This window comes from Donghicola mangrovi, assembly GCF_013377535.1.
GTDB classification, from domain to species: Bacteria; Pseudomonadota; Alphaproteobacteria; order Rhodobacterales; family Rhodobacteraceae; genus Donghicola; species Donghicola mangrovi.
Map to the genome: position 1 here is coordinate 1 of NZ_JABCJE010000015.1, position 24,336 is coordinate 24,336.

The 24,336-nt window shown below is 51.0% G+C and carries 21 protein-coding genes; 5 read left to right on the forward strand and 16 right to left on the reverse strand.

The genetic code is table 11. The features are described 5' to 3' along the window. Positions 1-138 precede the first annotated feature (138 nt). From HJ536_RS18810 to HJ536_RS18825, 4 genes are read right to left on the reverse strand one after another with little or no spacing between them, the layout of a single operon-like run. Positions 139-1,053: an NAD(P)-dependent oxidoreductase gene (locus HJ536_RS18810; RefSeq protein ID WP_177158957.1), complete on the reverse strand. Its 915-nt coding sequence runs from the start codon at positions 1,051-1,053 to the stop codon at positions 139-141. A gap of 27 nt (positions 1,054-1,080) precedes the next feature. Next, complete coding sequence (locus tag HJ536_RS18815; RefSeq protein WP_177158958.1) at positions 1,081-2,529, reverse strand: aldehyde dehydrogenase family protein; 1,449 nt, start codon at positions 2,527-2,529, stop codon at positions 1,081-1,083. Between the two features lie 2 nt (positions 2,530-2,531). After that, positions 2,532-3,356, reverse strand: a complete 825-nt coding sequence (locus HJ536_RS18820; RefSeq protein WP_338082461.1) for an SDR family NAD(P)-dependent oxidoreductase — start codon at positions 3,354-3,356, stop codon at positions 2,532-2,534. A 43-nt stretch (positions 3,357-3,399) separates the two neighbouring features. Continuing rightward, positions 3,400-4,194, reverse strand: coding sequence for an HpcH/HpaI aldolase family protein (locus HJ536_RS18825; protein WP_228028817.1), 795 nt, complete (start codon positions 4,192-4,194; stop codon positions 3,400-3,402). A 235-nt stretch (positions 4,195-4,429) separates the two neighbouring features. Between HJ536_RS18825 and HJ536_RS18830 the strand changes: the two genes are divergently transcribed. Then, positions 4,430-5,269 (forward strand): cupin domain-containing protein, encoded by an 840-nt coding sequence (locus tag HJ536_RS18830; RefSeq protein WP_177158959.1) that lies wholly within the window; start codon positions 4,430-4,432, stop codon positions 5,267-5,269. 75 nt (positions 5,270-5,344) lie between these two features. After that, positions 5,345-6,964 (forward strand): MFS transporter, encoded by a 1,620-nt coding sequence (locus HJ536_RS18835; protein ID WP_177158960.1) that lies wholly within the window; start codon positions 5,345-5,347, stop codon positions 6,962-6,964. On the opposite strand, the gene HJ536_RS18840 is transcribed toward HJ536_RS18835, so the two are convergent. The 4 genes from HJ536_RS18840 to HJ536_RS18855 are packed head-to-tail and all read right to left on the reverse strand — an operon-like array spanning position 6,961 to position 10,415. Beyond that, complete coding sequence (locus tag HJ536_RS18840) at positions 6,961-7,896, reverse strand: LysR family transcriptional regulator (RefSeq protein ID WP_177158961.1); 936 nt, start codon at positions 7,894-7,896, stop codon at positions 6,961-6,963. The genes HJ536_RS18835 and HJ536_RS18840 overlap by 4 nt on opposite strands. 5 nt (positions 7,897-7,901) lie before the next feature. After that, positions 7,902-8,828, reverse strand: coding sequence for an NAD(P)-dependent oxidoreductase (locus HJ536_RS18845; RefSeq protein WP_177158962.1), 927 nt, complete (start codon positions 8,826-8,828; stop codon positions 7,902-7,904). A gap of 7 nt (positions 8,829-8,835) precedes the next feature. Further along, positions 8,836-9,669 carry an SMP-30/gluconolactonase/LRE family protein gene (locus HJ536_RS18850; RefSeq protein ID WP_177158963.1) on the reverse strand — a complete coding sequence of 278 codons (834 nt, stop codon included), beginning with the start codon at positions 9,667-9,669 and terminating at the stop codon, positions 8,836-8,838. A gap of 2 nt (positions 9,670-9,671) precedes the next feature. Then, positions 9,672-10,415, reverse strand: a complete 744-nt coding sequence (locus tag HJ536_RS18855) for an SDR family oxidoreductase (RefSeq protein WP_177158964.1) — start codon at positions 10,413-10,415, stop codon at positions 9,672-9,674. A gap of 207 nt (positions 10,416-10,622) precedes the next feature. On the opposite strand from HJ536_RS18855, the gene HJ536_RS18860 reads away from it, so the two are divergent. Next, positions 10,623-12,005, forward strand: coding sequence for an MmgE/PrpD family protein (locus tag HJ536_RS18860; RefSeq protein WP_177158965.1), 1,383 nt, complete (start codon positions 10,623-10,625; stop codon positions 12,003-12,005). A 29-nt stretch (positions 12,006-12,034) separates the two neighbouring features. On the opposite strand, the gene HJ536_RS18865 is transcribed toward HJ536_RS18860, so the two are convergent. From HJ536_RS18865 to HJ536_RS18885, 5 genes are all read right to left on the reverse strand, one after another. After that, positions 12,035-12,805 carry a glucose 1-dehydrogenase gene (locus HJ536_RS18865; RefSeq protein WP_177158966.1) on the reverse strand — a complete coding sequence of 257 codons (771 nt, stop codon included), beginning with the start codon at positions 12,803-12,805 and terminating at the stop codon, positions 12,035-12,037. A gap of 71 nt (positions 12,806-12,876) precedes the next feature. Then, positions 12,877-14,073 (reverse strand): ABC transporter permease, encoded by a 1,197-nt coding sequence (locus HJ536_RS18870; RefSeq protein WP_228028818.1) that lies wholly within the window; start codon positions 14,071-14,073, stop codon positions 12,877-12,879. Continuing rightward, positions 14,073-15,614: a sugar ABC transporter ATP-binding protein gene (locus tag HJ536_RS18875; protein WP_228028819.1), complete on the reverse strand. Its 1,542-nt coding sequence runs from the start codon at positions 15,612-15,614 to the stop codon at positions 14,073-14,075. Before HJ536_RS18875 ends, HJ536_RS18870 begins: the two co-directional genes overlap by 1 nt. Before the next feature lie 29 nt (positions 15,615-15,643). Further along, positions 15,644-16,609, reverse strand: coding sequence for a sugar ABC transporter substrate-binding protein (locus tag HJ536_RS18880; RefSeq protein WP_177158967.1), 966 nt, complete (start codon positions 16,607-16,609; stop codon positions 15,644-15,646). Positions 16,610-16,917: 308 nt separating this feature from the next. Next, the gene (locus HJ536_RS18885; RefSeq protein WP_228028820.1) at positions 16,918-18,087 is read right to left on the reverse strand and encodes a zinc-dependent alcohol dehydrogenase family protein; all 1,170 of its coding nucleotides are present in this window, start codon (positions 18,085-18,087) and stop codon (positions 16,918-16,920) included. A gap of 113 nt (positions 18,088-18,200) precedes the next feature. On the opposite strand from HJ536_RS18885, the gene HJ536_RS18890 reads away from it, so the two are divergent. Together HJ536_RS18890 and HJ536_RS18895 are read left to right on the forward strand one after the other, a co-directional pair. Next, positions 18,201-19,673, forward strand: a complete 1,473-nt coding sequence (locus HJ536_RS18890; protein ID WP_177158968.1) for an aldehyde dehydrogenase — start codon at positions 18,201-18,203, stop codon at positions 19,671-19,673. Positions 19,674-19,686: 13 nt separating this feature from the next. Next, positions 19,687-21,168 (forward strand): aldehyde dehydrogenase, encoded by a 1,482-nt coding sequence (locus HJ536_RS18895; protein WP_177158969.1) that lies wholly within the window; start codon positions 19,687-19,689, stop codon positions 21,166-21,168. A 40-nt stretch (positions 21,169-21,208) separates the two neighbouring features. On the opposite strand, the gene HJ536_RS18900 is transcribed toward HJ536_RS18895, so the two are convergent. The 3 genes from HJ536_RS18900 to HJ536_RS18910 are packed head-to-tail and all read right to left on the reverse strand — an operon-like array spanning position 21,209 to position 24,275. Next, positions 21,209-22,582, reverse strand: coding sequence for an MmgE/PrpD family protein (locus HJ536_RS18900; protein ID WP_177158970.1), 1,374 nt, complete (start codon positions 22,580-22,582; stop codon positions 21,209-21,211). A gap of 22 nt (positions 22,583-22,604) precedes the next feature. After that, the gene (locus HJ536_RS18905) at positions 22,605-23,507 is read right to left on the reverse strand and encodes an SMP-30/gluconolactonase/LRE family protein (RefSeq protein ID WP_177158971.1); all 903 of its coding nucleotides are present in this window, start codon (positions 23,505-23,507) and stop codon (positions 22,605-22,607) included. A gap of 9 nt (positions 23,508-23,516) precedes the next feature. Next, the gene (locus HJ536_RS18910) at positions 23,517-24,275 is read right to left on the reverse strand and encodes an SDR family oxidoreductase (protein ID WP_177158972.1); all 759 of its coding nucleotides are present in this window, start codon (positions 24,273-24,275) and stop codon (positions 23,517-23,519) included. Between the last annotated feature and the right edge of the window lie 61 nt (positions 24,276-24,336).

The window sequence follows — 24,336 nt, forward strand, 5'->3', positions numbered from 1 at the left end:
AGCCAGGAAAGACTACCCGAAAACTCCAGCTTCAAATGGTCCAGTTTTCAGCAGGCAGAGCATCAGGAACAAAAAACGGCTCCAAACGTTGGAGCCGTTTTCCATTCTAACGTTTTGGAACTATGTTCTAGACGTCGTTCATTTCTTAGCAAAATCAGCCAGATCGATCCCATTCAACGCTGCAACGCGATCACTCAAATGAGGTACATAGTCCTGATCATGACCAGTCGACATGGCGTGAAGATAGTATTGACGGGCGGCACCAGCCATAACGTTCATAACGCCAGCACCAGTGGCCATATCGTTCAAATACCCCATGTCTTTAGCGGCATTTTCGATGGTGAATTTGTGAGAATCCCGATCACGGTCTACAACGTACGCCATGAAAGTCTCGAAAAAACCGTTACCCATACGGCTTGGTGAAATGACTTCACGGAAAACAGCAGGTGATATCCCCACTTTTGCAGCCAACACCGATGCCTCGGAGAAGAGTGCACCGTAGCTCAGCCCGATGAAATTCATAAGAAGCTTCATCTTATGGCCAGCGCCAACTTCACCGACATGGGTGATCGTCTTTGCCCAGGTTTGGATAACAGGTAGCACCGCATCAAAGGCCGCTGCATCCGCACCAACCATTGCGCTCAAAGTACCTTCTTCTGCTTGAACAGGCGTGCCACCCAGAGGCGCATCAACGTAGGAACCGCCTTTTTCAGCCAAAGCCTTAGCCATACGCTCTGTAGAAGCCGGATCTGCTGTCGAGGCGTCAACAACGATTAGACCCGGTCGAGCACCCGCTAAGATGCCATCTTCACCCAACATAGTTGCCTCAACTTGAGCGGAGGTCGAAAGGCAAAGATGGATCACGTCACATTTTTCGGCCATCTCACGGGGAGACGTTGCTTCATTGGCACCCATCGCCAATAGATTATCGATCGGGGTGCGATTTTTACGCCCCTTAATCCAGAGTTCATAACCAGCCTGACGAATGTTTTTCGCCATCCCATGCCCCATGAACCCAAGACCGATGAAGCCAATAACCTGTTTGTCTGCCATTGTTGTCTCCTGCGCGCGTGATACGTTTTAGATAATGCTCGAGAGCGAAGAGGCGTGTTCGCCAAACCCATAGACAGACTTGATCTCAAGGTATTCTTCGAGTCCAAACACACCCATCGAACGGCCAATGCCTGACTGTTTGTAGCCACCCATCGGTGTCAGAGAATTGGTTGCGAAGCCGTTGTAGGCAATCCGCCCCGCCCGAAGCGCCGAACAAACTTCGTAGTCTTCTTCAGGGTTACCGCCAAAGACATAGCCACCTAGCCCGAAAATTGAGTCATTCGCGATCTCAAGCGCCTCATCGACGGTCTCATAGGTTATAACCGACAGCACAGGTCCAAAGATCTCTTCGCGGGAGATCGCCATGTCAGGCGTCACATCTGCAAATACCGTCGGACGGACGAAGAGGCCCTGTGTCAGACCTTCCGGCAAACCTGTCCCACCACAAACGAGCCTCGCTCCCTCATCAATTCCACTTTGAATATAGCGCTGAATTGTCTCAAATTGCGCTAAGTTTGCGGCAGGGCCAAGCGTGGTCGAAGGATCACTCGGATCGCCAATCACGTACTTGGCAGCCTCATCTGCGAGATAGCCTAAAGCCTCCTCAAGCTGATCTCTGTGAACGAGCATACGGCTCGGGGCGTGACATGATTGACCTGTATTGAAGAAACACCGCTGAATATTCCAGCGCGCCGCCTTTTCTATGTCTGCGCTCGGCAGCACGATATTGGCTGATTTCCCACCCAACTCAAGAGAAGTGCGCTTAATCGTGCGCGCAGCCGTCTCCGCTACACGTGCACCCGCACCAGTGGAGCCAGTAAAGGAAATCAAATCAATGTCGGGATGGGATGCCATCGCTTCACCGACGACATAACCTTTTCCAACAACAAGGTTAAAGACGCCCGGAGGCACCTCGGCTTCATGCATGACCTCAGCGAGCAACAAAGCACATAGAGGAGAATTGTCGCTTGGTTTGACTACAGATGTGCAACCAGCTGCAAGAGCATAGATAAATTTAATGACAGGCGTTTGAATTGGCCAGTTCCATGGCGAAATCTGAGCCGTTACACCAACTGCCTCTCGGCGAACAACAGTCTCCGCAATTCGACGCTCGAAGGGATAAGAAAGCAAAAGTTCTTTGGCTACTTGCATGTGATCCAAAGGACCATGAACCTGCGCCTTCGAACTAACTGGGATACCCGCCTCAATGGCAATGGTTTGCGAAAATTCCTCGGTCCGTTTCTCGTACGCGACGATAATCCGATCAATAATCTCCGCCCGCTCAACTGGTGTCGACTTGGAAAAACTCTCGAAAGCAGCACGCGCAGCATGAGCCGCACGATCTACATCGATGGCGTTACCCTGACAGGTCGTGGCAATAACCTCCCCTGTCGTCGGGTTTACAATCTCTCGAATATTATTGGTCGAGGGAGTGACCCACTCGCCGCCGATGTAGATTTTATCGTAATGTTTCATGATCATCCGTTGTGAGTATAGCCGGCATCCACCGCAATCGTCTGGCCCGTAATCATTCTTGATGCAGGCGACGCGAGGAACATGAACGCACCAATAATATCAGGTGGCTGAAGCCCTGCTTTGATGCATTGCTGTGCCATCTGCGAACTCCGCAAATCAGTCGTAGGATTGTGGGTTCGATCAACCTCTGTCGCAGTCGGACCAAGTCGAACGCAGTTTACATTGATACCAAACTCGCCAAGTTCACGAGACATGGATGCCGTAAAACCAATCATTGCTGATTTGGATGTTACATAGTGGAGATAATTGCCGACACCGCGTGTGACCGCGGTTGATCCTACGTTGATAATACGTCCCCAGCCTTGAGCTCGCATAGCGGGCACAACAGCACGAGAGGCAAAGAAGCATCCATTGACGTTGACACGCATAACGGTGTCCCATTCCGCCGTCGGAATATCGAAGAATTTGCGTTTATCGAGGGTCGCGAAGATGGCAGCGTTATTCACGAGTACGTCGACACGACCGAAAGCCTTCACGACTTCATCGACCATCAAATTGACAGAGGTCTCATCCGATACGTCAACTTTCAAGCCAAGAGCACGCCCGCCTTCTTTTTGAACTTCAGCAGCAACGCCTTCGGCATTGGCTCCGTTCAAATCTGCCACAACGACGACTGCGCCGGACGCACCAAATTGGCGCGCCATTTCTCGACCAATCCCTTGCCCGCCACCAGTGATGATGACGACGCGATCGGTGACGCCAAAATCACGTGCATATTCGGGAACGCCTGAATCTTGCGGTGCTTTGACCACATTTGAACCTGTCACGATCTGTCCTCCTCGGCAGAATTCTTGCTATCGATCATGTCGATCAAAGTGAGCGATAGTATTTTGCGGTTTCGGCGGCAGCGTTCATTAGGAACCCACCATCGCTGCCGGCTGAGATGTAACTTGCACCGAGCATGATCATCTCTTTTGCGATTTCAGGGCGGGAATTAAGCCCCCCAACACCGAGATAGACGCCATGTTTTTTGCATGCTGCGGCGACCTTAACGTATGCCGATTTTACGTCGGGATGGTCGTGTTGACCTGGCACTCCAAGCGAATTGCAGAGATCGTTCGTCCCAACAATCAGCATGTCCAACCCTTCAACCGACGCAATTTCCTCGGCCGCTTCAACCGCCTCAATGGACTCAATCATTCCCACAACCAAAGTTGCTTCGTTCATTTTTTCCATCAGCTCAGCAGCGGGGCCGCCGCGAAATAGAGTGTGTGGATTGATGCCCAGCAAAGAACGCTGCCCCATCGGGGGGAACTTGGCGGCTTGAACAACACGCTCTGCGTCTTCACGGGTTTCCATATGAGGAATGATGACGCCTTGGGCCCCAGTCTCCAATGTTCGGGAGATGAAGGCAGGATCGACACCAGGCACTCGGACGATCGGCGTCACACCTAGAGCGGTTGCAGCAATCGAGATTTGGCCAACCGTCTCAAGAGAAAAGCTATTGTGCTCCATATCGATGTAAACACAATCGAACCCTGCACTTCGGGCAATAGCTGCGACTTCAACCCCTCGTAAAATACGAACGAGCATACCTACTGCCAAATGCCCCGAAGCCATCTTCTCCTTCATTCGATTTCGACAGGGGATTTCAATTTCGGGCATAGAATTGGCCTTTAAGTGCTATTTAGATTTTCGGAGCTTTTCCGTCGTGCCTCTCTTTTCTGAAATTTGATGGATCATTTGGCAAGCCAACCGAGAGCAGCAGAAAAAAAGGATATATCTCAAAGTTATATCCCAAAAACACGCCCCATTCCGTCTGAGCAACTGATGAAGTTAACTCACGCCAGAGCAGATTTCGGAAAATCCGAATATTGCCCCGATCGTAGAGGAGTCAGAAATGCGTATTTCGGAAGCAACAAAATCAGAAGGTGGCAGCGTTGGCTCGATGCGCGTTGGCAAACTGGATCAAAAATTCTTGCTGACGGGTGAGGACGGCTCGCCGAACAACTACCTACTCAACGTTGGTCTAACTGGTTCAGGTGGTTGGGGGACTCCTCGTCACCGCCACAACTTCGACCAAATTCGCTATGTGCTTAAAGGCGAGTACCCGGCTTCCCCGCATAAGATCATGAAGGAAGGCTCAGTCGCCTACTTCCCAGAAAGCGTTCACTATGGTCCGCAAGACCGCCCCGAAGGTCTTGAAATGATGGTTATTCAGTTCGGTGGTGCCTCGGGTTCGGGCTTCCTCAGCACTCCTGAGCGCGAGGCTGCCAACAAGGCACTCGAAGCCAAAGGCACATTCAAAGACGGTATCTTCACTTGGATCGACGAGAAGGGCCAAAAACATAACATGGACGGTTCTGCAGCATGTTTCGAAGAAGCTACCGGCAAAAAGCTGACCTTCCATCCACCGCGCTATGACGACGTCGTTATGCTTGATCCCGCCAACTACGAATGGCTCGAAAGCGGCCAAGAAGGCGTTCAAACCAAGCATGTCGCGTCTTTCACCGAACGCAACAACCGCCTCGGTTTCATCAAAATTTCCAAAGGCGCCACATTCAACACTGGGTCGCGTGACCAAATCGAAGTGCTCTTCATGAGCGAAGGCTCAATCACAGTCGACGGACAAACTTATGGCCCCAAAACTGGTATCGAGCTTCTTCCCTCGGACAAACCCGCAGACATCGTCGCGAACGAAGATGTTCTGATGATTTCGATCCTGCTGCCTAAATTCTAAGGGCTGCGGCTTCGGTCGAATTTTTGGCCGCACCGCAATTTTTGCGGTGCGGCTTTCTCGTTTTGGGTCATAGCAATGGCAGACGCATCTCTTACCGACATTCTAAAAAATCGCACTTTTCGAGCACTCTGGGTCGGCGGCATTGCCTCAAACCTCGGCACCATGGTCCATACCGTCGGCGCGGGATGGCTGATGGCAATGCTCGTGACGAACGATGCTATGGTCTCTTACGTTCAGGCCGCAACGACTTTACCCGTTATGATTTTTTCCGTCCTATCTGGGGTTCTCGCCGATCAATATGACCGCAGTAAAGTACTCTTAATTGCCCAAATCTTAATGATGGGCGCAGCAACCGTCTTGGCCTTTTCGGTATTCTCAGGGTCAATCACGCCATATTTATTGCTAATAGTCACGTTCTTACTGGGCTGCGGAACGGCTCTACACACACCGTCATGGCAGGCCTCTGTCGGTGATGTGGTTGAGCGAACTCAAATTGCGGATGCCGTTACTCTCAATTCGATGGGTCTTAACTTAACCCGTAGTGTTGGCCCCGCAGTCGGAGGTGTCATCGTTGCGCTCTTTGGAGCAGCCAGTGCATTCGCGTTTAACGCAATCAGTTTTATCCCGATGATACTCGCTTTACGGCTATTTAAGAGAGACGCATCCATCCCAAAAGAGCCCGAAAATTTCACTCGGGCAATCCGCGCAGGTATTCGCTACGTTGTTATGTCGCCTGAAATCACGCGAGTGATCTTACGTGGTTTTGCGTTCGGCGTGTCCGCAATTAGCATCCTCGCCCTACTTCCGCTCGTCACACGAGATCAACTTTCCGGTGACGCAATGACTTATGGTATTTTGCTGGGCGCCTATGGCGTCGGCGCTCTCGGAGCAGGGATAGCGAATGCCAAACTTCGGGCAAACTATTCATCAGAAACCATTATACGCATAGCCTTTTCAGGACTGGGGTTCAGTATGGTCGGCGTCGCATTAAGTCCCTACGCATGGCTAACAGGACTTATCGTCATACCCGCGGGCGCATGTTGGGTCCTCGCTCTATCACTCTTCAATGTCGTTGTGCAGCTGAACACTCCCCGCTGGGTAGTCGGACGTGTTCTCTCGATCTATCAAACCGCTTCCTTCGGTGGCATGACTGCTGGCGGATGGATTTGGGGTGTCTGCGCTGAAAAGTGGAGCACCCCTAACGCACTCTTACTCGCCGCTGTCGCGTCGTTTATCGGTCTATCAATCGGTTTCATCATTCGAATGCCGACCTATCGTGTGGTAAACCTTGACCCATTAAACCGTTTTGTTGAGCCAGAGCCGCACCTAGAAATAACAAATCGCAGTGGTCCAGTCCGAGTTACGGTTGAATACCTGATCCCTGAGGCGAATTCAGAAGCTTTTTTAATGCAACTCAACCAGCGCCGACGCGTAAAACTACGTGACGGAGCTCGCGAGTGGGTTCTACTGCGCGATATTGAAGAACCCGCAATTTGGAAAGAAAGTTACACGTTCCCGACATGGGGCGAATATCTCCGATGCAATCAGCGCCCTACCCAAGCGGATGCCGAAATCTCGAAGGAAATTCGAGCGCTCTGCGAAGATGGAAAAATGCCAATCGTGCGCAGACTGATAGAGCGTCATCGGCTCCCATCAACCAGTGACATCGCAATCAAATCGAACCCAGAAGTCTAATCAGACTGCGCGTATCTATCGGATGTTAGCTCAAGACCAGCTTCACGGATCTTGGAAACCAAATCTTGACGAGGCTCATCCATCGTGTAACCCTCGCGGAAGAACATCGCGATATTTCTGTGTAAGACGGGATCGGCAAACGGAAGCGCCACTAATCGTCCGATTTCAAGTTCCTGCCTGACCGCATGTTCTGGCAAAAGAGCCAAATGGTCAGACTCTGCTACGACCGAAATCAAAAGCGATACGGTACCACACACAGTGACTTGCGACGGAGGACCCACGTTCATCGTCGTCATAATATGTTCGATCACGGTATGCGTCCGCCGCGAAGTTGGCGCCACCCAAGGGTAAGACATCAAATCAGACCAAGCAATTTCATCTGCCTGCACCAATGGGTGATCTGGACGAGCGAGAACGCATTGCCGGTCCCTGAACAGCACCTTTTGTCGAAGGCCGTCCAAGATATCAAAAACTTCAGTGAAACCGACCACAAAATCAAAATCACGCCGAAGCAAACCGCGCAAAAGATCAATCTGTGCGTTTTCAACTACCTGAAGATCAAGTCCGGGATGTTCAGCTCTCCAAGCGTTTAGAGCGGTCGGAATGACACTTCCTGCAAGGCTCGGCAGGGCCCCAACACGTATAGACTCTCTTAAGCCATCCAGTGCATCCGCCAAATTCTGACGGGCAAGTTCTATTTCTTCACGAACGAGGCGAGCGTGACAGTAAAGGATCTCACCGTAAGCCGTAGCGACTATGCCTAAAGGTCCACGTTCAAGGAGCTTCAGGCCGACTTCGGACTCGAGCCTGTCCATCGAAGTCGACATTGCTGGCTGAGATATCTTATGGATCAATGCCGCTTTGTTGATACTGCCTTGCTCTACTACCGATGCAAAATAGACCAACTTGCGAGGATCAATATCATGCACCATGCGTGTCAACCTTCAGCTTTTTCCAGAAACGCTAGTATTTCATTTTCCGCGATCGCGGCCGCACGGGCTCTTTGCCCCCATGTTTGCGCTCCAATATGAGGCGAAAGGATCACATTATTCAAGGTGCGCAACCGCTCCGGCACTTTCGGTTCTTCGGCCAACACATCGAGTGCGGCCCCTGCAATCGCGCCAGTTTCCAACGCATCAGTCAACGCTATGGTATCAACAAGGCTGCCACGGCCTACATTTACGATGTAGCCTTTCGGCCCTAGGGCTTCTAAGACTTCAGCATTGATGACCGACCGCAAAGACCCATGCCCTGGCACTGCGAGAACTAGGACATCCGAAGCCAACGCCATTGACGCCCAATCTGGATGGAGCGTCTCAGCCAGTCCATGATTTGAGGGACGATCAAGCCCCGTAACCTTCATTTTTGAGGCGCGCGCCCGCAGCGCAATCGCTTGACCAACTCGACCGCTGAGGCCGGCTATACCTACAGTCTTGCCAACCAGACTTTCACCTAACTCAAACCGTTTTTGTTCCCACACCCCACTTCGAGCAAAACGATCTGCATTCAGTAAATTTCGGAAAAGCATATTGATAAATGCCATAGCGAGATCCGCCACGTCATCGGTCACGGCCTCACCAATAGAACGAAATTTAATCTTTGCGTCCTCGAGAGCATCAAAATCTATCTTGTCAGTCCCGGCACCTTGAGAGGTCACTAATTCCAAATTCGGTAGAGCTTCAGAGACTTCCTTCGTAAATCCTCGCGACGCGCTGGTCATCAAAACACGGACCTTGGCGCGCTCAGCCACTCCAAGCCCAAGCAGGGCCTGAAAGTCTTCCACCACACTCAGTAGACCTTGTTCAGTAAGACGAGGATATTCCATCCCCGAAAGTGCGGGAAATCCCAAGATAGAACGATCCATTTCCGATCTACGCTCCCGCGACTTTAACCTGAGCCATATAGATCGCGCTCTTGCGCGCATCCGTAGCAATCTCTTCTACAGGGCCTTCAAACACCGTCATGAACAACATTTTCCCATCTTTGCCACCCAAAGTGCAGGAGATCGCACGCCCATCGAATTGAAAACGATCCGTAATTTCACCGCCGTCCAAAACTCTTAAAAACTCTCCAGTATTAAAACATCCGACCCAAACACCTCCCTCAGCATCGGCGCACATTCCATCTGGCTGGGAGGAAGCAAGATCTGCAAAAATGCGTCGATTGCTGAGGGTTCCATCAGCCGCAATGTCATACGCGACAATCTGTGCTTCCCAAGTTTCGTTAACAACAAGCAACTGCCCATCGTTGAGGATCACCGAACCATTGGGGAAATTCACACCTTCAGCAGCTATCGAAACCGTTTTGTCTAAATCGACGCGGAAGAGTTTCGTAGGTGCAGGCTCTTCACCTGAATCGTAGTCATATCCAAAATCGCCAACATAAATACGACCTTGGGCGTCGATCGCGAAATCGTTCAGATTACCTTTTCGCAAACCATTAAGGTCTGCATAGACTTCAGTCGTGCCGTTCTTAACTTCAAGAATGGTCCCATCCTTACCCGAGATAACCACATGACGACCATCTGGTAGAAAATCCTGTCCCGCAGGACGCCCTGGTACGACAGCCACTACTTCGCGCGAGCCATCAAGCCCCACCGAAAAGACTTTTTCATCAAAGACGTCCGAGACCCAAAGTCGATCATCGCGCCATTTTGGTGCTTCGAGGAACTTGAAATCGCCCGCGAGAAGTTTTGCGTCAGTCATTTTTACCAACCACCATCACACCGAATGTCCTGTCCGGAGATCATATCGGACTGAGGCAAAGCGAGGAAAACAGCGAGATCAGCGATATGCGAAGGCTCGATACGTTTTTTGATGCTCTGATGTTCCATAATCCAGTTGTGATATTTCTCGCGGCGCTCACCAAAGTGACGCCACTCTGCCTCGGACACGACTGCGCCTGGCGAGATACCATTAACATTGATGTTATATTTGCCTAACTCTCGCGCCATCCCTTTGACGAGGCCATACATCGCGCCTTTAGACGCTACATAGGGCACAAAACCAGCCCATTCCCCCGTAAGTGTAAGTGAGGTTAGGTTGATGATCTTGCCATACATCTGCTGCTTCATGTGAACTGAGCAAGCACGTGTAAGAACGAACGCCGCAGAGGAGTTAATACGGATTTCGTTCTCATACTCCTCAATCGAAAACTCTTCGTGACCTTTGTTAATCACAAAAGCGGCGTTGTTAACGAGGATATCGATACCACCGACCTCTTCAACCAATTCAGACACGGCTGTTTCGAGTGCCCCGAGTTGAGCGAGATCAATCCCCCAATAACGCGCGCCAGGTGCAAGCTTTTCAATCGTCTCGGCTGCGTCTGGTGCTTCGGGACGATCCGATGCAATCACGGTCGCACCTTCTGAATGGAAGTGGCTAACGAGAGCCTGCCCAATTGTCCCCAAGGCCCCAGTTATCAGAACAGTTTTACCACCAAGTTTCGGCACAGCTTACCCCGTATTTGTAATAGTATAATTCTATGACACAGAGTGCCCACGGTCAGGATCCAATTGAACCCCCATTTAAAACGTGCTCAAACATGGTATAATGAAATATTATACCAATACCCAATCATCAGGCGCAGGATACTCATGCACACTTGAAATTCCGATCAACGCTGGAGAGTTAGAAGTAGACCTAAAATAGGGACCAATATGACCTTCGATACTGATCTAGTTCATCATTTTGCAAAATCCGTGGCGCACACCACGTTCGACCAACTTTCAGAGTCAGCACGAGAAGCCGCAAAAAAAAGCATGCTAGATACGCTTGGGGTCATTCTGGCGGCAAGCGGCATGGAACCTGCCGTTCGCGGTATTATTGAGATTGTCGAGGAAGCCGGCGGGACAAAGGAGGCTACAAAAATTGGGTTCGGCGGACAAGCGCCTGCAATTATGGCGGCCCTGGCGAATGGCGCTTTAGCACATTGCCTCGATTATGATGATCAGACTCCATGGGGCCAGCACTGCTCCAGCTCGATAGTCCCCGCAGTCATGGCCGTTGCCGAGCGCCGAGGCGGAATTACTGGCAAAGAAATGATTACAGCCGTTGCAGTCGGACAAGACATATTTGCCCGCCTAAGAACGAATGTCGGTTGGCTTAAAGACTGGAACCTCTCAACGGTCCTTGCAGTCTTTGGCGCTACTGCGGCTGCGGCTCGGGCCTATGGCCTAGATGAAAAGCAAATTGGTCATGCCCTCGGGATTGCCTCAATGCAATCCAGCGGCATCATGGAAATGATCGCGGGACGCGGTAGTGATCTACGTGGTATGTACGCTGGCTTTTCCTCCAAAGGTGCCGTTCTGGCGACCCTAATGGCGTCAAAAGGAACAACCGGCATCGATAAGATGTTCGAAGGCCAATACGGCTTCTTCAATTCCTACTTCGGCGGCCGTTACGATCGCGATAAAATCCTAGCCGACCTCGGTTCGAACTTCTTAGGTGAAGGCACGCTTTATAAGCGCTGGCCTTGTGTCGGAACGGCGCACAGCCACATGAAGGCTGCCATCGATATCATCACTGAAAACAATGTCGCGCTTTCGGACATTGAAACTATCAAACTTCATGTCGGTGATTATCATGATTTGATGTGCCAACCGATGGCAGAACGATGCGCCCCGGCCACCCTAGCCGATGCCAAGTTCAGTTTACCCTTCCTTGTCGCAACCGCCATTGTCCGCAATGGAATGAGCGTCAGCGATTTCACAGCGGCGGGACTTAAAGACACTGCAGTACTTAATGTTGCCGCTAAAATGGAACTGGTGAACGATCCGAAGCTGAATTGGACTCTCGAACTCCCTCCCGGCCGCGTGGAAATCACACTAAAAGATGGCCGATCTTGGCTCGCGGTCGGAACCCATGTCCCAGGAAACGCTGATGCTCCAATGGACTGGGATCAGGTCATAGCAAAATTTACAGAATGTGCGTCGGTGAGTGCAGAACCAATTTCGACTGATCGCATATCGACAGCGGCTAAGCTGGCACAGCATCTCGAAGAAGCCACGGACGCCACCCAACTCATTAAACTCTTAGGATAAAAAATGGGGCCAGATGGCCCCATTTTGATTTAGATACCTGCGGTCTGTGCGCCATCGGCAACCAAAGCGTGCCCTGTTATGAACCCACCTTGCGGTGAACACAGGAATAATACCGTTGCCGCGATTTCTTCGGGACGCCCCATCCGTCCTACGGGTTCTTGCTTAATAATCGCTGCCCGGCCTTCTTCGGTATCCCCCGTGTAACGGGCGATCATAGGTGTATCGATGATACCCGGACAAAGCGCATTCACACGAATACCCTGATCAGCATATTCGAGAGCCGCGACCTTCGAAGCAACCGTCACACCAAATTTGGATGCACAGTAGCCTGATTGGTTACGGATCGCGATGACACCCGCCCCTGACGAGGTGTTCACAATAGCGCCACCACCGTTTTGCAGCATAAGCGGAATTTGATGCTTCATACACAGAAAGACCGACTTGAGGTTCACATCCAAAACGCGGTCGAGCATTTCTTCCGAAAGATCGACAATCGATGCACCCGGCTGCTCAATTCCAGCATTGTTGAAAGCAAAGTCGAGCTTGCCAAATGCTTCGATTGTTTTTTCAAGCGCGCCAAGGATATCTGCAGATTTTGTGACATCGCATCGATTGGCGATCGCTTTACCACCTGCTTTGACGATGAGGTCATGCGTTTCAGCGAGGCCTGGTTCATTGATGTCTGCAATTGATACAGATGCACCCGCTGCAGAAAAAGCAAGTGCCGTCGCGCGACCGATCCCACTCCCTGCCCCAGTTACAAAGGCTACTTTTCCAGCATAGTCAAACTGTGCCGACATATGGATCTTCCTTTCTGACAAAAAGAAATACCCGAGGCGATGCCCCAGATATTTCAAAATTCCATTCAGACTTAACTCTTTCTCGATACACCACCACCGACGGTGTAAATCGCAGCCGCAGTCACCACGACAATACCTTCGATCAGACCTTGATAGTTTGCGCCAAGGTTCAAGATGTTGAAACCATTGGTGAGCGAGTAGAGCAACAATGCACCAGCGAGTGTCTTGATCACGCTACCAGCACCACCAAAGAGTGAAGTACCCCCGAGGATTGCAGCAGCGATAACCGTCAGTTCAGCACCCTGAAGACCAGCCGGGTTGATCGAACGGAGGCGGCTAGCGAAAAGCACACCTGCAAATGCAGCAGCACCCGAACACAGCACAAAAGACATGAGTTTGTATCGAGTTACGTTAATGCCAGAAAGACGCGCTGCCTCTGGATTACCGCCCACAGCATAGAGACGACGACCAACGTTGGTATAAGTCAGCACAGACCACACCACTGCCGTGAACAATCCCATAAAGAGAACAGGATTTCGGAGGATCAGCTCACCGCCAGACGCATAAGCGATGAAGATCATAGCCAGACCGCTCAGCAGCTTCCCGATATAACCAGGCCGCAAAGGTTGTCCTTTTGATCTGGCGGAAATCAGTTGGTAAATCCCCCAGAGGGCCAGAACTGCACCCAAAGCAATCGCAAGCCAATAGATGTCATGTTTTCCGCCCTCAAATGCTCGCATCGTCTCGATGACGTTTGGATCACGAACCGAAAGTGAACGACCGTCCGTGTAAATCAAGACGAGACCACGCACAGCAGTCATAGTGCCGAGGGTCACGATGAAGGCATTGATCCCGACGTATTGCACAATGACGCCGTTCAAGAGGCCCATCGACATACCAACCGCAAGGGCCAAACCTACGGCGGGCCAATAACCGATCGTATCCGCATTACCAATGAGCATAACCGCTGAAAGAGCCGCGACAGATGCCACTGAAAGGTCAAAGTTACCGCTGATCAAAACCACCGTCATAGCAACAGCCATGATTGCAATAAGAGACGACTGATAAACAACGTTCGATAGGTTCATAACCGAAAGGTAATTGGACTTACCCAGATACGTTGTCGCGACCGCAAGTACTGCAATCAACATCACAAGCGCGTAATAGACGCCCATTTCTCGGAGACCAAAGGTCTTGCGCCAGTTGATAGCAGCGGTTTGAGCAAGCTTTGGGGTTTCATTATTTTGAGTCATATTCTTCGCCACCATTAAGCGTTCTCATAAGCTTCATTTGACGTTGCCGCGGCTTCACCGCTGCAAAGCAAAAGGAGATCGTGTTCAGATGTTTCATGGACATTGCGCTCGGCAACGATTGTACCGTCCCGCATTGCGAGAATGCGGTCGGAAACCGCCAAAAGCTCTTCAAACTCAGAAGACACAATGATTACGGTACGGCCTTCCGCAGCGAGCTCACGGACCAGTCGAAGAATGTCAGTCTTTGCTCCGATATCGATACCAGCTGTTGGCTCATCAAGAAGAAAAACCTTCACATCCGTAAAGAGCCACCGCGCGATTGTGACTTTCTGGGCGTTGCCACCACTCAGTTCGCTCACAAGAATTTCTGGGCTGTCGGCCTTGATACCAAGCTTTTTGATCGCCTCGACCGCAAGCCCAAATTCACGCTTCGCGATTGGGAAAAAACCGCCTGCTGACACTCTATCTAATATTGGCAAAGTTAAATTTCGCCAAATCTCAAAGTCAGGAACGAGACCTTGTTCAAGGCGGTCCTCAGGAACAAGCCCCATACCAGCTTCAACTGAACCACCTGGAGAGCGCGGTACAAGCTTGCCATCCAAAAGGACTTCGCCCTTTGCTTGAGGGTCGGCACCGTAGATAGCATGAAGAAATTCACTTCGACCTGAGCCCAAGAGGCCGGCGATTCCAATCACTTCACCTTTGGCTACTTCCAAGTCTACTGATGCAAATTTCCCTTCCGAACGAAGGTTTCTGATGGACAAACGAGGTTCATCATCACCTCGAACGAAGCTTTCTCGTTCTTCGGCTTCGTGTTCGAGTTTGGCAATAGCTTTACCAACAATCGCCTCTGCAAGAGTGTCTTCATCGAGCTGAGAAGTCTCTGCACGAAGAACGGCCTGACCGTCACGAAGGATGGTAACCTGATCGGTCAATGACAGCACTTCATCAAGGAAGTGCGACACAAATAGAATTGCTTTATTCTCGACCTTCGAGAGTCGTCGAACAACCGAATACACAAGCTCACGCTCTTCGGCGGCCAACGACGCAGTCGGTTCATCTAGTACGATCAGGTCGGCGCCTGTTGCCAAAGCCTGAATAATCGCCAACATTTGACGTGCGCCGATCGAAAGTTCCGACACCAAAACATTCGGCTCGATACGGTAATTTACCTGCTCACACAGAGCATCATATTTGGCGTAAATCGATTTGGATTTGCGCCACAGTTCATCTTTGCCCAAAAATACGTTTTCGAGCACCGAAAGCGTCGGTACCAGCGGGATATGCTGGTGAACCGTAGCGATACCAATGTCATTTGCTTCTTTCGGTGTATTCCAAGAAACCTCTTGGCCACGCCAGATAATTGTGCCTCCAGTCGCTTTGATTGATCCTGACAGGATCTTAATTAGAGTGGACTTACCAGCACCATTTGCTCCAAGCAGTCCGTGCACCTTACCCTGCGCTACATCAAGATCGACGCCGCGCAGAGCAATTGTTCCATTAGGGAACGTTTTAGCAACGGACTTCAGAAGCATGATCGGATTGCTTTGTTCCATCCGTTCAAACACCCCTATTATTTAAGAAATCACCACTGCTCAGGGCAGTCGTCTAGTGTCTCTTTGGTGATCTGCGGCATGTCATAGCTGATATAACGTGCCTTCGGGGTGTTTGGGTCCTGAACTGCATCGTAGAGCGCTTGGAACATCAGTTCACCAAGCAGCTGCGGACGAGTGCAAACCGAACCGTACATTTCACCGGCTTGGATAGCGGCGTAGCCAAGAGCCGAACCACCGCCTGTCGCAATCAGAGTAACTTCAGAACCAGCCGCTTCGATTGCGCGTGCGCAGCCGATTGCCATGTCGTCAGCTTGGCTGAAAATCAGGTCAAGATCAGGGTGAGCAGTCAAGAAGTTCTGGCAAACCGCTTCACCAGCATCCGGGGTCCAGTCGGTCGGCTGGTTAGCAACGATTTCATAGTCAGCGCCAGCGTCTTTCAGTGCAGCGTTGAAACCGTCGTTGTCGAGTTTCACAACTGCATAAGCTGGGTCACCTTCTACGACAGCGATTTTAGCTGTGCGACCTTTAGGAAGTAGGCCCGCAGCCATCTCACCCGAGACATAGCCTGCCTGATAGTTGTCGGTAGCAACGAATGCGCTCAATGTCGGGTATGGATCGTCGACAGCACGAGTGTTCGGGTCGCCAACCTGCGAAGCGATCGCAACGACAGGAAGACCAGCTTCATCGATCTTATCAACGAGCGATTCAGCAACAACCGAGTCAAGCGGCAAGAAGCCAATGCCCGAAACGCCTTGCGCCAAGAGATCGTCGATCGCGTTGCTTTGCTTTTCGACGCTACCGCGCGGATCGAGAACAACAGTCTTAACACCAGCAGCTGCTGCTGCGCGCTCAAAACCGATCTGAGTATTAACGTTGTACGGGTATTCAAGGCTTGCCGGAACGTAGCCGAGTACAACTTCTTCCGCAAAAGTTGCAGTGCCCGCCATGAGCGAAAGCGCCATCACAGAAGAGAATTGAAGTGTTTTATTGAGCATAGGTACCTCCCTGATTTATGCTCTCGACAACAAAAAAATATTCTTCGGCCAAAATGGCCGTTCAAAAACTACAACGCGGAAATTGCCTCACCTCGCTGCAATCGATTATTTTTCAGTGTTATCTTGTTCCCAGTTTTGTTCAGTTAGCTGCCCTTTTGTGGACAACTTTAATGAAGATCACGTTCACCTCCATGAACGAGTGCAGACCTGCATTGAATTATCGGTAACATGACTATTCGGGTGCGTCATCTTGCCGTGAGGGGTATCCAACCACACCCTATAATTTCTGATTATAACGTATTATTCGGCTAGAATACAAAAACGCCCTTTCCGCCTACCTGACTATCAAAAGCAGCATAAGCCGTAGACGCTTGCTCTAGGTTCCAATGATCGGAAAAGACCCGATCCACCTCAACACCATGATGAGCAATGAATTCCGCACATTGCTTCATGCCAGTTATCGAAAACGTATAGGAGCCGATCACGGTCCTCTGTGATTTGATAAGATCATTCCAACCCACGACGTTCAGATTGCCGCCCACAGCTACGAGAGCAATCCGTCCCCATGGAGCGGTTGATCGAACCGCTTGCGTTTTTGGTATTTCACCACCGGCGCAATCAATGGCGCAGCTTGCGCCCTTGCCACCAGTGATCTTGAACACCTCCTCAACAGGATCTTTCGATCTACCATCGATCACATGAGCTGCGCCAAACAACTTAGCTGCTTCGACACGCTTTTGGTCAATATCGACGCCAATCACTTCAGCACCTAAAGCAGCACCAAGTTGAACAGCAGCCAATCCCACAGGGCCGAGGCCATAGATGACAAGGGTGTCTCGTGCACTTACGTTCAATCGATTCAATGCACCAAAGGCTGTGCCAGTCCCACAGGCAATCGCAGCTCCACCCACGAACGAAATATCACTGGGCAAATGTACCAATGTCGACACTGGAACACACATATAGTCAGCATGACCACCATTTCGGATCGCTCCATGTGGCTCCGCGCCCTCCACACACATCTGAGTCCAGCCCGTGCGGCAGTGATCACAGCATCCACAGCCTTCGTAGTGGAAAACGATGACACGATCCCCAGATTTGAATTGCTTGGGATCAACGCCTACCCCCACCTCTTCAATTATGCCGCTCGGCTCGTGACCGGCAATAATCTTTGTATCCGATGCCAATCCACGATCGGCAAAGCTGCCAAAGCCCTGAGAGATAAGTTGTTTTTCGGGGCTTTCCGCACGATAAAAATGCAAATCACTTCCGCACATACCGGAAGCTTGCATTCGAATAAGCGCTTCACCTGTGCCGGGGCGCGGAACTTCAAAATCCAAGACTTCAAGCTCACGATTACCTTTAAAGACAACTCCGCGCATACCAGATTCCCCGATGTTAATTGCTGGGTAATCAGTAATGATATTGGGCCCGCTTGGACAGGTTGCTGGATAGTCGATCACGCCCAGATATAACAATAAGTTATACTCCTGCCTCCCGAATTGACCTAGCCCAAGTGTCAGCAGCGATCGATTAAGGTATTCGTGACCATGAGCCGCAGTAAATGAGTGGCATTCGAGATGAGGCGATCATGGAAACCAACTTCACCAGAGATACTATTTATGTGGATGGCCAGTGGGTCCCTGCTCAAGGAACAGGCAAAATTGAGGTAATCTCAGCATACTCTGAACAGGTAATTGCTACGGTCCCACAGTGCTCCCGTGATGATATCGACCTAGCAGTCAAGGCTGCGCGAAGCGCATTTGACAAAGGACCGTGGCCTCGCATGTCTGCCAAAGAGCGCGTTGCTGTAATCGCTCGGCTTCGCGACATCATCGAACAAAGACAGGAAGAAATCGCGCAAGCAATTTCCGCTGAGATGGGCAGTCCGATCACACAGGCTCGTTCCATTCAAGCGAGCCTACCTGTCAAAATGCTCGATGAACAAATGCAGATTGCCGCCAACGAGTATCCTTGGTCAGAAATTCGCGAATCCGTGACGGGCAAAGCACTCGTGCGCCGTCTACCAAAAGGCGTTGCGGTACTTATAACTCCTTGGAATGCGCCCTTGATGACCACCATCCAAAAGCTTGGGCCTGCGCTCTTGGCAGGCTGCAGTGTGGTTCTGAAGCCAGCGTCTCTTGCCCCTTTGAGTGCCTATCTTCTAGCTGAAATGGCGCATGAAGCAGGGATTCCGGCTGGGGTCTTGAACGTCGTGACATGTGATCGTGCTGAAGCCGAATATCTTGTCTTACACTCTGGCGTCGACAAGGTGACGTTCACGGGTTCTACGGGGGCAGGTAGTCACCTTGCAGCAGCCTGTGGCAAAATCCTTCGACCGATCACGCTCGAACTCGGCGGCAAATCGGCGGCGATTATCACCGAGGACGCTGACATTCCCGCAGCAGTAGAAGCATTGAAAATGCTATCCTTCCGTAACTCCGGCCAGATTTGCACCCTCAAAACTCGGGTTCTCGTCGCAGAATCCCGCGCCACTGAATTCACGCAAGCATTTAAGGCGATGGTTGAGTCACTTCCTGTCGGAGACCCGAGCGATCCATCGACCATTATCGGCCCGATGGTTAGCGAAAAACAACGTGATAACGTTGTGCGCTATATCGAAATCGGCATTAAAGAAGGTTTAAGTCTCGTTACGGGTGGCCTTGGTCGGCCCGAAGGATTGAACCACGGTTGGTTCGTAAAACCTACAGTTTTCGCCGACGTCGATCAAAATGCTTCCCTGGCACAAGAAGAGATCTTCGGACCGGTCGTAACCATCACTTCGTTCGAAACCGAAGACGAGGCCGTTGCGATTGCAAACAACTCGATTTTTGGCCTGAGTGGCACAGTGTTCTCCAAAGATGTTGACCGCGCGGTTTCAATCGCAGATTGCATAAAAACAGGCGTGGTCGAGATCAACGGAAACCCATTCGGTTTCCATGCCCCGTTCGGTGGGGTCAAACAATCTGGCATGGGACGTGAAAACGGCTGGGAGGGATTTGAATCCTATGTCGAACTCAAGTCGATCGGGCTTCCTCGCGACTATTCACCAAATGCAATTTAAGGAGGGTCCTCAAATGCAGCGTTATTCACACTGGATTTATGGGCGAGAGTTTAGCTCGATTGCAGACAAATGGATCGATTGCGAAAACCCTTTTGATCGCTCGATTTGGGCGCAAGTTCCCGCTGGCACTGCTCAAGATGCAGACTATGCAGTCGATATAGCGCATGCCGCTATGCATAGCGGCCCTTGGTCCAAAATGAGTGCGACTGAACGCGGCAAAATCTTGGTTCGAATTTCGGAATTGCTTCTTCAAGAAACAGATGCGCTCGCACAAATTGAAGTAAGGGACAACGGTAAGCTCCTTGCCGAAATGCGCGGACAGCTTGGTTTTTCCGCTGAACTTTGGCGCTACTATGGCGGCCTGGCCGATAAAATTGAAGGTAGTGTGCTTCCACTTGAAAAACAGGACATGTTTGGGATGACCATGCGCGTTCCTGTCGGCGTTGTAGCGGCAATCACCGCTTGGAATTCGCCCCTAACATTTCTTGCCCTCAAATGCGCTCCTGCCCTCGCCGCTGGTTGCGCAGTCGTCGTAAAACCTTCCGAATATTCAACAGCGAGTTCACTCGAATTTGCAAAGCTGACGAAGAAAGCAGGCCTTCCCGATGGCGTGCTAAATGTAATCTCGGGCTACGGCCATGAAGTCGGCCCATCTCTTGTCGAAAATCCCAAAGTCGCGATGATCACCTTCACAGGATCAGATGGCACGGGTGCTCGTATTTACGAAGCAGCAGCACGACATATGAAACGTGTTACGATGGAACTTGGTGGCAAGTCCCCGAACATCGTTTTCGAAGATGCCGATCTGGACGCGGCGGCGAATGGCGCGATCTCTGGTATCTTCGGTGCTGCGGGACAGATGTGTACTGCGGGATCACGCCTTTTGGTTCAAAATTCGATCAAAGACGAGTTTATAGACAAGATCGTTCGTGCGTCGCGCTCCGTCAAAGTCGGCAATCCTATGAATGCAGACACACAGATGGGTCCTATTTCAAACAAGGCCCAGTTCGACAAAGTACTCGAATATATCGCTATCGCTCATGCAGATGGTGCAACATGTGTTGCCGGTGGAAATGCGCTAAACAACAACGTTTTGAACAAAGGCTACTTCGTTGAACCAACCGTCTTCACTGACGTCACCAATGATATGCGCATTGCACAAGAAGAGGTTTTTGGCCCGATCTTATCGATTATTGGCTTCGATGATGAAGAAGAGGCGATCAACATCGGAAACGACATCGCCTATGGTCTCGCCGCAGGTGTCTGGACCCGTGATATTGGTCGGCTTTTGCGCGTCTCAAAAGCTCTCGAAGCAGGTATGGTTTGGGGCAATACGTATCGTAGCTACAGCTACACAATGCCGACAGGTGGTATGAAACGCTCGGGAATTGGCCGTGAACATGGTGCCGAAGCTATCAACGAATTTCTTGAGACAAAAAGCTTGATGATCAACATCTCAAGCACCTCAGGCGGAAGTAGTTTCGTACCCAAGTAACCAAAAGGGCCGCAGAAAAGATTTCCTGCGTCCCTTTTTCTTAAGCAACCATTTTGATCAGCTCAGACACATTTCCAGATGCCTCGAGCGTTTTAATAGTCGCTACCGTTTGGCTAATAGCATCAGCCCCAATCTCACTGCGCGCATGGGCAGCACAATCGCGGAACTTGTCTTCAAGTTGTTCCCACGTCATTGGGTTTTCTGGCGTTCCCGGAACATTCTCGCCAAGCGCAGAATAGGTGGCACCATCTACGGTGAAAACTTCTACCTTGCCCGCTGGGAGCTTCAGGTTCCAGTTGAACGCTGGATCTGGCACCGCCTCAACCTTTGATGCCAACGCCAAAATATCACCGTCTTGAAGAGCATCCGGTCCAAAGTCGCCAACGCCGATTTTGCCCTTAGAGAGGGCAATCGCCACCGTCATAGGCAACGAAAACTTTGCGTCCATCATGGTAGCTGGTTTCTTCCGTGCTTCCTCTGGGAAACACATGCGTTCGGCAAAGGTGCCTACATAGACCTTAACCTTGTCAATCTTGGCCAAATCGATTTCGTGCTGCCGCATAAGCTCAATTGCCGCGTGAATGTAGGTGTGGGCATTGCCCACCGCAGGCCAATACTTGTAAGTCATCTGACCGCTCAGGAATTCCGTCCCAAGGCCATCTAGCATTTTGCCGGCATCATATTCACCGCCAAAGTAAACCTTAAAAATGCCCGCCTCGCCTTCGAAAAGCTCACCCATTCCGAGCATTCCTTTTTGAGCCAAGAGCGCAGCATTGACACAGGTTTGCGCGATAAAGCCCGCATATAGCCCTCGCAAATCGCTTCCTGTTCCAAAAATCTGCTGCATAGTACCGCCGGCCTGAAGGCTTGCGATACCCATTGCATTGGCGACTTGCTTCGCATTTAGGCCAAGTAGCGCAGCACAAGCCGCAACGCCGGAATAGACACCGACTGCACTAGACAAGTTCCAGTCCATATTCCAACGCACATTGCAGCGTAGGCGGATAAACAACTCCTGTCCGATGGCAATTGACGTCAGTAGCTGCTTACCACTCACTCCGCCGACACGCTCCGCGAGAGCCAGCAACGCAGGTACGAGTGAACTATCTGGATGTGCGCCCCAAGGTGTCTGACTGTCATAATCAAGACCATGAGCCAGTGTGCCATTGGAGAAGGCAGCCGATGACGCAGGCAGTCGCGTTCCTGCCCCAAAAACCGTAGCTTCCTCTCGGCCTCCAGTTTCAACCATCAAATCAAGGATTGGCTGGACCGCAGGCTCAACTCCGCTCGCCCCCAACATGACACCAATGGTATCCATAAGACTTTTCTTCGCCGCTTCCACTGCAGCCTGCGGCAAATCTTCGAACCGCGTCTCTGCCGCAAATGCCGCAAGACGATGAGAAATATCAGTCATGATTGTCCTTTAGAATGTAAACTCAACCCGCAAATCGTGTCTCTGGAATCCCTCGAACTCCAAGCCCACTGACTGCAAACACACCACCAGCTCCATGCTGGGTATTGACGACACCGCGCACAGGTTTGGCCATTGAGGTAACAAACAGTATGTCCAAGTCAGGTCCGCCAAATGCGACCGAAGTAACATTCCGAACAGGCATCTGAATGACCCGATCAACACTGCCGTCAGGTGCATACCTCACCAAACGCCCACCAAGCACTTTGGCGTTCCAAACGTATCCTTCAGCATCAACCGTCGCCCCATCGACGAGACCCGCAAACCCTGCATCTCTCGCAAAGACGCGCCGGTTACTCGATGTGCCATTTGACAGGTCGTAGTCGCTGGCCCAAAGAACACCCTGCTCAGTGTCACCATAATAAAAGGTGCGATTGTCCGGGCTCCAACAGGGTGCATTAAAACAGCTCATACCCTGATCGATCTGATGAACGCTCAGATCAGGATCAAGTCTGAAAACAGGGCCATTCTGGGCGGGCGAAATGACTTTATTCACATCGGGTCGCTCAAAGTCATAACCCATACACCCGACAAACAGCCGTCCCGCCCGATCAACCTTGCCATCATTGAATCGATAATCCGGGATGTCTTCCAAGGGGTTTTTGATCAATTCGACCTTTTGCTTGCGCAGGTCATAGAAATGAAACCCATTTGCCAATGCTAGAATGGCGCCACCTCTTGCGCGGAGCGCAATTGTCCCTATGAAGTCAGGCACATAAAGTGTCTCAAGCTCACTACCGTCAAACCGGCAGCGCCATATTTCGCAACCTGTACTGTCAACCCAGTAAAGCCACTGCTCCTCTGCGTCCCAAATTGGACTTTCGCCAAGATGGTTGCGACAATCAACGAGGAGCGTGACTTCAATCATAGTAGATCATCAAATGCAGGCAGTTTGGCCGCCATCGACCGAAACAACCGATCCAGTCATAAAGCTCGCATCATCGGAGAGAAGGAACGCAATGGCAGCAGCAATTTCTTCGGGCTCACCAATGCGACCGATTGGATGCGCTCCAAAAATGGCTTTGGCTTTCACCGGATCTTTCAATGCATAATCCATCAGTGGAGTGCGTGTCACACCAGGTGCAATTGCGTTCACCCGAATTCCCAGAGGCCCAAGTTCTGGGCACATGGATTTTGTGATGCCTGAAATGCCAAATTTTGATGCCACGTAAGACAGACGATTAGGAACACCAAGCAGTCCGGCACCGGACGAAATATTGACAATCGCTCGAGGGCCAAGATCGTCTTTTACGGCATTCACGAATGCTTGGCACATGTTTATCGTGCCATTGAGGTTAACATCCATGATTTTTTTGTGCTGCTCTGGATCGGAATCGATAATTGAGCCGATACCAGTGATACCTGCGCAATTGACTAATCCGTTTAGGCTATCCCACTGCCCGCGGAGATATTTCATGGTCCGCATTGCCTGTGAGTAATCACAAACATCCAGCTCGAGCGACATTAGATCTGGATTTTCAGTGATCTCCTTGTCCGCGGACTTCGTCCAATCAAGGCTCACATCAAAAGCAGCGACTTTTGCGCCCTCACTCAACAACCGTTTCGTTGTAGCTGCACCGATACCGCTGCCAGCTCCAGTTACAACAAAGCCCCGTCCAGAAAATCTTTGCTCCACGATCTTCTCCTGATCAATTTGATCAAGAGTCTTTCTCAGTCATGGAGCAACTTCAATCTTT